At 39.9% G+C, this 8,094-nt stretch carries 9 protein-coding genes and 1 pseudogene; 6 read left to right on the top strand and 4 right to left on the bottom strand.

Annotation, left to right across the window (positions count from 1 at the left end; genetic code table 11):
• Window positions 1–19: 19 nt before the first annotated feature.
• The 3 genes and pseudogenes from V757_RS20965 (at window position 20) to V757_RS20955 (ending at window position 2,913) form a co-directional block, all read left to right on the top strand.
• A pseudogene (locus tag V757_RS20965) lies at window positions 20–1,091 on the top strand (DmpA family aminopeptidase).
• Between the two features lie 10 nt (window positions 1,092–1,101).
• Window positions 1,102–1,926 carry a M55 family metallopeptidase gene (locus V757_RS20960; RefSeq protein ID WP_023950778.1) on the top strand — a complete coding sequence of 275 codons (825 nt, stop codon included), beginning with the start codon at window positions 1,102–1,104 and terminating at the stop codon, window positions 1,924–1,926.
• Between the two features lie 24 nt (window positions 1,927–1,950).
• Window positions 1,951–2,913, top strand: coding sequence for an isoaspartyl peptidase/L-asparaginase family protein (locus tag V757_RS20955; protein ID WP_023950775.1), 963 nt, complete (start codon window positions 1,951–1,953; stop codon window positions 2,911–2,913).
• Window positions 2,914–3,103: 190 nt separating this feature from the next.
• On the opposite strand, the gene V757_RS20950 is transcribed toward V757_RS20955, so the two are convergent.
• Both V757_RS20950 and gloB read right to left on the bottom strand, forming a co-directional pair.
• Window positions 3,104–4,924, bottom strand: coding sequence for a lytic transglycosylase (locus V757_RS20950; RefSeq protein WP_023950773.1), 1,821 nt, complete (start codon window positions 4,922–4,924; stop codon window positions 3,104–3,106).
• 7 nt (window positions 4,925–4,931) lie between these two features.
• Entirely contained in the window at window positions 4,932–5,714 is a 783-nt protein-coding gene (gloB, locus tag V757_RS20945) for a hydroxyacylglutathione hydrolase (RefSeq protein WP_023950771.1), read from the bottom strand.
• Window positions 5,715–5,726: 12 nt separating this feature from the next.
• On the opposite strand from gloB, the gene V757_RS20940 reads away from it, so the two are divergent.
• Window positions 5,727–6,461 (top strand): class I SAM-dependent methyltransferase, encoded by a 735-nt coding sequence (locus V757_RS20940; protein WP_023950769.1) that lies wholly within the window; start codon window positions 5,727–5,729, stop codon window positions 6,459–6,461.
• Window positions 6,461–6,910, top strand: coding sequence for a ribonuclease HI (gene rnhA / locus V757_RS20935; RefSeq protein WP_023950767.1), 450 nt, complete (start codon window positions 6,461–6,463; stop codon window positions 6,908–6,910). Before V757_RS20940 ends, rnhA begins: the two co-directional genes overlap by 1 nt.
• Before the next feature lie 19 nt (window positions 6,911–6,929).
• On the opposite strand, the gene V757_RS20930 is transcribed toward rnhA, so the two are convergent.
• Window positions 6,930–7,169: a hypothetical protein gene (locus V757_RS20930; RefSeq protein ID WP_023950765.1), complete on the bottom strand. Its 240-nt coding sequence runs from the start codon at window positions 7,167–7,169 to the stop codon at window positions 6,930–6,932.
• A 185-nt stretch (window positions 7,170–7,354) separates the two neighbouring features.
• Here V757_RS20930 and arsC point away from each other — a divergent pair, with 185 nt between their 5' ends.
• Window positions 7,355–7,705: an arsenate reductase (glutaredoxin) gene (gene arsC, locus V757_RS20925; RefSeq protein ID WP_023950762.1), complete on the top strand. Its 351-nt coding sequence runs from the start codon at window positions 7,355–7,357 to the stop codon at window positions 7,703–7,705.
• Between the two features lie 30 nt (window positions 7,706–7,735).
• On the opposite strand, the gene V757_RS20920 is transcribed toward arsC, so the two are convergent.
• Window positions 7,736–8,094 (bottom strand): YchJ family protein (locus V757_RS20920; protein WP_023950760.1); only part of this gene is annotated, 359 nt, incomplete at its 5' end.

The raw sequence follows: 8,094 nt of genomic DNA, 5'->3' as shown, positions 1-8,094 counted from the left end.
AAAACAATAAATTCTTATGATGAACGTTTTTAATTCAACCATTAACGAATCCACACCACCAACCATTGGTATTCTGCCAAGTGGACCGAATAACCAAATTACTGATATTGCGGGTGTGAGCGTTGGACAGGTAACTTTACAAGAAGGTTCTATCCAAACTGGGGTTACCGTCATTACACCTCATGCAGGTGATATTTTTACTGAAAAGGTAGCCGCGGGAGTTTCTATCATCAATGGTTTTGGTAAAAGCATTGGACTTATTCAACTAGAAGAATTAGGTGTTATCGAAACACCTATTGCACTCACCAATACTTTTGCAGTCCCCATTATTGCACAAGCTCAAATTAAACAAGCTATCCAACAGCACCCTCAAATTGGGCGTGAATGGGCAACCGTTAATCCTTTGGTATTAGAATGCAATGACGGTTATTTAAACGACTTGCATGCTTTTGCTATTGAAGAAAAGCATTACCACCAAGCTCACGCACTACAATCCAACCATGTTCAACAAGGCTCAGTTGGTGCAGGCAGAGGTATGCGCAGTTTTGGTTTAAAGGGGGGTATTGGGACAGCATCCCGTTATAGTCATCCTGATGATAAAGAAAGTCGCTATCTAGTGGGTGCCCTTGTCTTATCTAATTTCGGTAGTTTGCCTTATCTTCAAATAGGTGACTCGCCACTTGGTAAAATTATTACTCAATTAGAAAAACAACAAGAAGTTTCTGTAGACAAAGGATCTATTATTATTGTTTTAGCTACTAGATGCCCCTCTAGATGCTAGACAACTTAAACGTCTTAGTTTACGTGCAGGCGCAGGCTTGGCTCGCACAGGCTCAAATTATGGTCATGGAAGTGGCGATATTGCTATTGCCTTTTCTACTACTCAGCGTATCAGCCAACATAAAGATACAATATTAAGTAATCCTAATACCGTACATGAAACCGTATTAAATGATTTATTTAATGCAGCGGCAGAAGCCACTGAACAAGCCATTATTAATGCACTTTGGTATGCGACAGATGTGACTGGTCGCGATAATCAAACAATCCAAAGTTTATTAACTAAACTTAAATCACTTAATTTAATGTAAAGAGAACATCATGAAAATCCTAATTTCAACCGATATTGAAGGCGTAGCAGGTGTAGTTGATCCCCAACAAGTTCGTGCGGGTAATCCTGAATATGAAAGAGCTCGTCTATGGATGACAAAAGAAGCAAATGCGGCTATTTTGGGCGCTTTTGAGGCTGGTGCTGAAAAGGTCTTTGTCAATGACTCACATGCTGGATTTAGAAATATTATTGTTTCCGAATTAGATCCACGTGCTATTTTGATTACAGGCAAACCTAGACTATATAGCATGATGTCAGGGATAGAGTTTAATGTTGACGGCGTAGCGCTTGTCGGTCATCACTCTCAAGCTCAAGGTCGGGGGGTACTCGCGCATACAATTAATAGCTTTGCTTTTGCCAAAATAAGTATCAACGGACAATCCTTAGGTGAGCCCGGTCTATATGGTTTATTAGCAGCAGAAAAAGGAATTCCATTAATTTTTGGTAGTGGTGACCAATACCTAGCTGAAGAAAATAAAGCTCATTTTCCTGAGGCTATTTGGGTAGAAACTAAATGGGCGATGGGTCATACATGTGCGGCGAGTAAAACCATTGAAGCTTCTTGTGAAGATATTCGCAAAGGCATGAAAGAAGCGGTTAGTCGTTTACAGCAAAATAAGTCTTCTTTATTTTCACTCAAAAAACCTTATGTATGTACACTACAAACTACGACCCCAGGTCTAGCTGATTTATTCTGCATGCTACCTAATACCAATCGAGTAGATGGCGTCACTATTACGTTTGAGCAGCCCTCTATTGAATACATCGTTAGAACTCTCAATGTATTTTCATCTATGTCAGCCTCTTTACGCTAAGATTTCCCTAGGTAGAACTTGATTATGACAAAAGCTGTTATTGCTATCCATGGTGGTGCAGGCGCCATTTCTAAAGCCGTCATTACACCCGAAGAAGAAAAACGCTATAAAGACGCACTAACTGAAATTACCGTAGCAGGTGCAGATATACTGAACAAAGGTGGTACAGCACTAGATGCTGTCACGTTAGCCGTGCAAATGTTAGAAGACAATCCTCTTTTTAATGCGGGAAAAGGTGCTGTTTTTACTAGCCAAGCAACCCATGAATTAGATGCCTCCATTATGGATGGTTCAACCTTAAAATGTGGCTCAATTGCTGGTGTTAAACATATCAAAAATCCAATTAAGGCTGCACGTGCCGTGATGGAGAAAAGTAAGCACGTATTCTTTATTGGAGAAGGAGCTGAAGCCTTTGCTAAACTTAATCAGATTGAAATGGTAGATGCCGATTATTTTAGTACTGACTTCAGGCGCGAACAGTTAAATCGTGTTCTCGCTCAACAAAGTGATTCTGTCTTATTAGATCACGATGCTCAAGCATTAGCTCAGCGACCATTAGATGAAAGCAAAAAGATGGGAACTGTGGGGGCTGTAGCTATCGATATGCATGGAAATTTAGCGGCGGCAACATCAACTGGTGGCATGACTAACAAAACAGTTGGGCGCGTCGGTGATTCACCTATTATTGGTGCTGGTTGCTATGCTAATAATAAAACATGTGCTATTTCTAGTACGGGTCATGGTGAAATGTTTATCCGTGCCGTCGTTGCTTATGATGTCTCGGCACTCATGGAATATGCAGGGCTTTCATTGCAACAAGCTTGTGATAAAGTCGTTTTTGAAAAGCTTCCTGCACTTAATGGCTCCGGTGGCATTATTGCTGTGGATAAAGAGGGTAATGTATATCTCCCCTTTAATTCAGAAGGAATGTATCGTGGTTATGCTTATGCAGGTGAAGTACCTGTTGTGAATATCTATAAGGACTAATTATCCCCCCTTGTTCTCTTTGGTTTCTACTACTTTTTGTTGTTAGATCCCAAAGTAACGAAATAAAGAGCTGGATTTTTTACCTAATTGTCTAACTATCAAAAAACTCAGGCTAGCTTTAAAAATAAAGCTAGCCTTTTATTTATGTTCTATTCAGTCTTAACCAACATAACGAGATGGTTAAACAAAATTAACTTTGAACACCCGAACCTGGCATATGCAATCTCTCGCCAGTTCTAATTTCTCTACCACCAAGATTGTTTAAGGCACGAATATTATCCACAGTTGTGCCATAACGTTTCGCTAAAGAGTATAAGGTATCTCCCGCCATCACAGTATGAATAGTCGGGCCATTTGAAGTTCTTTGCGTATACATCGGTGCACTAACCGTTCTAGCACCTACCGAAGAATTATCTGTACTATATGTTGCTGTTTGAGGTCTTGCTAATGCAGCAACATTAGTCCCAGAAGTAGAGCGAGGGGCTGGTGTAGCAGTTGGAACAGTCTGTACAGCCACAGTTGTTGGTGCTGGGTTAGCCGCAACTAAACCACCAATTAAGTCTTCAGACGCTCTCACGGTTTCTAAACCTGCATTACCAGAATTGTCAGCTACCAAACCAGTTGTTCCAGATTCAGTATTAGCAGAAGATGCCATCACTTGCTTTAATATATCATCATTAGCAGTAGCTGGGCTAGGTGTATTCTGCGCCACTGCAGGTGCTGATGTTGTCGTTGCTGATGCCAACCGTACTTGAGGACTTGTGCCTGCTAAACGTACCGCTGGTGTCGTTTGAGCAGGAATATTTGATACTGTCCCTGTCGATACTGAGCGAGGTTGTGTACTTGCTAACAACGTGCTATTAGATGCTATTGGATTGGTAATATCTCTCGTATCAATACCAGCCGCAGAAGAATCTGTCGATAGCCCGGGACTTCTAGGCACAATTAATGTTCTAGAAGAAACAGCAACATTTTGATAACGTCCGTAGCCATTCATAGCTTTTAGAGACTCTACTGAAATACCATATCGTTGCGCAATTGATGCTAGAGATTCTCCTGGTGTTGGCGTATATCCTCGCCAAGCAGATAACTCCCCTTTATAAGAGCTTAAGTTCTTTTTGAATTGCTCCGCATTCTTTTGTGGCAATAAAATCTTGCTACCATGCTGTGCCAATAGTACTTTTTGCTTATTTGCTGGATTTAATAAACGGAATTCTTCATCTGAAATACCCGCCAAACGAGTAACCGTTGATACATCCATATCCTTATCTTTTGATACTTCAACAAAATAGGGTTGATCTGGAATATTTGGTAATTTCACACCATATTTGCTCGGATTAGCCACAATACGTTTAATCGCCAATAGCTTGGGAACATAATTACGTGTTTCGGCAGGTAACCTAAGAGACAAAAAATCAGTGCCTAAACCAGCAGCAGCGTTACGCTCTCGTAAGCGGCGAATAGCGCCCTCACCTCGGTTATAAGAAGCTAAAGCCAAGTGCCAGTCATTCCCTTGGAACTGATACAAATATGACAGATAATCCAAGGCGGCACGTGTAGAATGGATCGTATCTCGACGCTGATCTTTCCACCAATCTTGCTCTAAATTGTAATGTGTGCCTGTGCTAGGGATAAATTGCCATAACCCTGCTGCTTTTGAGCGTGATAAAGCATCGGCATTGTAAGCACTTTCTACAAACGGCAACAAAGCGAGCTCAGAAGGCAAGTGACGCTTCTCTAACTCTTTCGCAATGTAATAAATATAACGACTAGAGCGACTAGCCATCACCTCTAATGATTTAGGGCGAGAAGCATAGTAATTTGTCCAATAATCGACTTTGGGATCCTGATCCAAATCAGGCATTCCAAAACCTTTTCTCACTCTTTCCCAGACATTTTTCTGCTGCTTACTCAGTTCAGCAGATGAATATGAACCATATTTTCCAGACGAAGCACATCCTGTCAATACAACAGATATTGCAACCACAGCATAGCCTAAAACTTTTTTCATTTATCGCCTAAAAAGTGTTTTTCCATTCGCGTAATACGGTAAATACGTCAGATGGTGTTGTTAACCTATGTCCAACATGTCGCTCTGCAGCATGCCAAACACCTTTCTGATCAACCCTTAAAAAAGGGTTCATCTTTAATTCTTGCTCGAATAACGTTGGTATAGTGGGTATACCTTGCTCACGTAACTGCATGGCCTGTTGCTGCCAGCTCCGTAGAGTTGGATTATCTGGCTCAACGGTCAACGCCCATTTAATATTCGATAATGTATACTCATGAGCACAATAAACTAGAACATTTTCGCCTATTTTCTTAAATTTATCAAGACTTTGGAGCATGTTTTTAGAATCGCCCTCAAATAAACGTCCTGAGCCACAAGAAAACAAAGTATCCCCACAGAACAACGCATATTCTCCTGCCTTAACTTGTCCCACGTAGGCAATATGATCCATCGTATGACCTGGAACCTCTAAAACATTGAGAGACCAGTTAAGTTCTGGCATATTTACCACATCATTCTCTCCGACATACGTATCGATCCCCTCAATTTGCCCCATAGGTCCAAACACTTTGGCACCAAATTCATGAGCTAAATCAAGAACACCCCCAGTATGGTCGGCATGATGATGTGTAACTAAAATATATCTCAATTCTAACTTGTTTTGATGTAAATAATCACTGACTGGACTTTTTTCTCCAGGATCTACGACGCACGCATAACGCCCATTGTGAATTATCCATATATAATTATCAGTGAAAGCAGCAATTGCATTTATGTGTAATGTACTCATGGTGATTATCTAGTGGATAAACTACTTATAAAACAATTAGATACATGGTTTGGCTCAGAATTAGGTCAAAATATTTTACTATCAGAACGTCAAAAAATTGATGATATTATTAGCAATTTCTTTGGCTATGTTGCCATTCAAATTGGTATGCCTGATATCAATTATTTAGAAAAAAATCGAATGAGACAAAAGATTATTTTACCAAGTTTTGAGAGTAACAATAACTCTTTGTCATCAATTAAAACATCGGGAAATGAAACACTTTCTTTAGAGTTTGCTAGCAACTCTGTTGACCTTGTGCTTCTCCCCCATACCTTAGAGGTCAGCAAACACCCAAAAAAAATTATTGAAGAAATTTATCAAGTTCTAGTCCCTAACGGCCAGTTAATTATCATTGGCTTCAATCCAAATCATATATGGAACCTTAGAAAGCTCTATCGCTCAGCTTTCTCCAATCCCATTCCTTATAAACGACAGCTTTCTCATCGGCGTGTGCGTGATTGGTGCAGATACTATTCATTTAATATTCTTCCAACAGCACAACCGACTCGTCACTCTTCTAACAGAAAGAAAATTAATTATTGGCAGTTTGTTAAAATGAACCCTTGGATGGCAAAAGACGGTGCCTTTTATATTATCGTGGCACAGAAAAAAACATTAGGGATGCACCTTGTTGGTCCAGCGCTTTCTCAACCTAAAAAAACAAGACATGGTGCTATTGTAACAACCAAAGAGATAAATACTTAATGAACGATTATATTGATATTTGGACAGATGGTGCGTGCAAAGGCAATCCGGGAAAAGGCGGATGGGGCGCTGTTTTACAATATAAACAGCATCGTAAAGAGCTTTATGGCGGTGAAGAAAACACCACAAATAATCGTATGGAAATGCAAGCTGTTATTGAAGCTTTGCAGTCCTTAAAAAAACCACATAGTAAAGTACGGCTGCACATTGATTCGCAATATGTTAAAAACGGCATCACTCAATGGATGCCTAACTGGATTGCTCGTGGATGGAAAACAGCTGACAAAAAACCTGTCAAGAATCAAGACCTATGGCTACAGTTAAACGCACTATGCCAATTGCATGAGATTGATTGGATTTGGGTAAAAGGTCATGCTGGAAACCCAGGCAACGAAAAAGCAGATGAGTTAGCCAATCTAGGTGTTGCACAGCTTACATCATCTACTTGAACGACTTCTTGTTTTACGTTTATTTTTTCTCTAAACAACCTGCTTTCTTAGCATGCTCTCTTGCCGCTTCTGCTGATTTATCACGTTGATACTGAGCAAGAAAATTATCCCCTGGATTCCGTTGCTGTACTGCAGGTGCTTGAATCACTCGACCCATTATTTGTGAGCATTCTGCTGTTTTATTGTCATCTACGGGACCACTAGAACAAGCACTTAAAAATAATCCCATACTTGCTATTAACACTAGCGTTTTTTTCATTTCGTCACTCCAACTTAACTATCTCGGTCTAGAGATTTCATTGTAGCCTTTTTATGGAGATATCGCTATGAACTAGACCTAGATTGAACAAGGAAGCTTCTCTTAACTACTTACCATCTAATGTTAAAATACCCCTTAATCTGATTAAGAATGAGCTAAAACGATTTTATTCAAAGGACATAAATATGAGCAACGTTACTATCTACCACAATCCACGTTGTAGTACCTCACGCAACACGCTAGCATTGATAGAAGAAAAAGGGATTACGCCGACTATTGTTGAATACTTAAAGCACCCTTTAACAAAAGTACAAATTCAAGATATTTTAAAACGCTCAGGTTTAACGGCTAAGGAATTAATTCGTCAAAAAGAGGCTCTTTTTACCGAGCTCAATCTCGACAAAGAGGGTGCAACTGAAGAACAATTAATTGATGCGATGGTTGCTCATCCTGTACTAGTAAACCGCCCCATTGTCATAACTCCGAAAGGTGTGCGTCTATGTCGCCCCATTGAAGTCGTCAATGAAATTCTATAAAAGACATTATCGCTATGCCTTTTTAAGGATTTAGACACTAGGGTCTTTAAAATACCACTGCCCACTAATTTTTAAAAATACAGAGTATTCATGATGGACTTTATCTACCCCATTCTCTGTATAGTAGGCATTGAATTCTACTTTCGCTTGATGTGAACCGGGTATATTTTTTACTTGTAATACATCAAGCCCTTTCCACGCTACCTGATGACTCCATTGTTCAATCGCTACACGATCTAATAATGCTTGTTGTGCCGGCACGGTTGTCTTGACAATATAATCAACTAACCCTAGAACATAGGCACTATAGCGAGATCTCATCAATAGTTCTGGTTTTTTGGGGTACGCTATCTGTAAATGATAAGGTTGGCAACATTCTTCATATCTGA

This window comes from Pelistega indica (assembly GCF_000506865.1).
Taxonomy (GTDB): Bacteria; Pseudomonadota; Gammaproteobacteria; order Burkholderiales; family Burkholderiaceae_B; genus Taylorella; species Taylorella indica.
The sequence above is the reverse complement of the archived record's forward strand: the minus strand, read 5'-3'. Positions and strand labels throughout refer to the sequence as shown.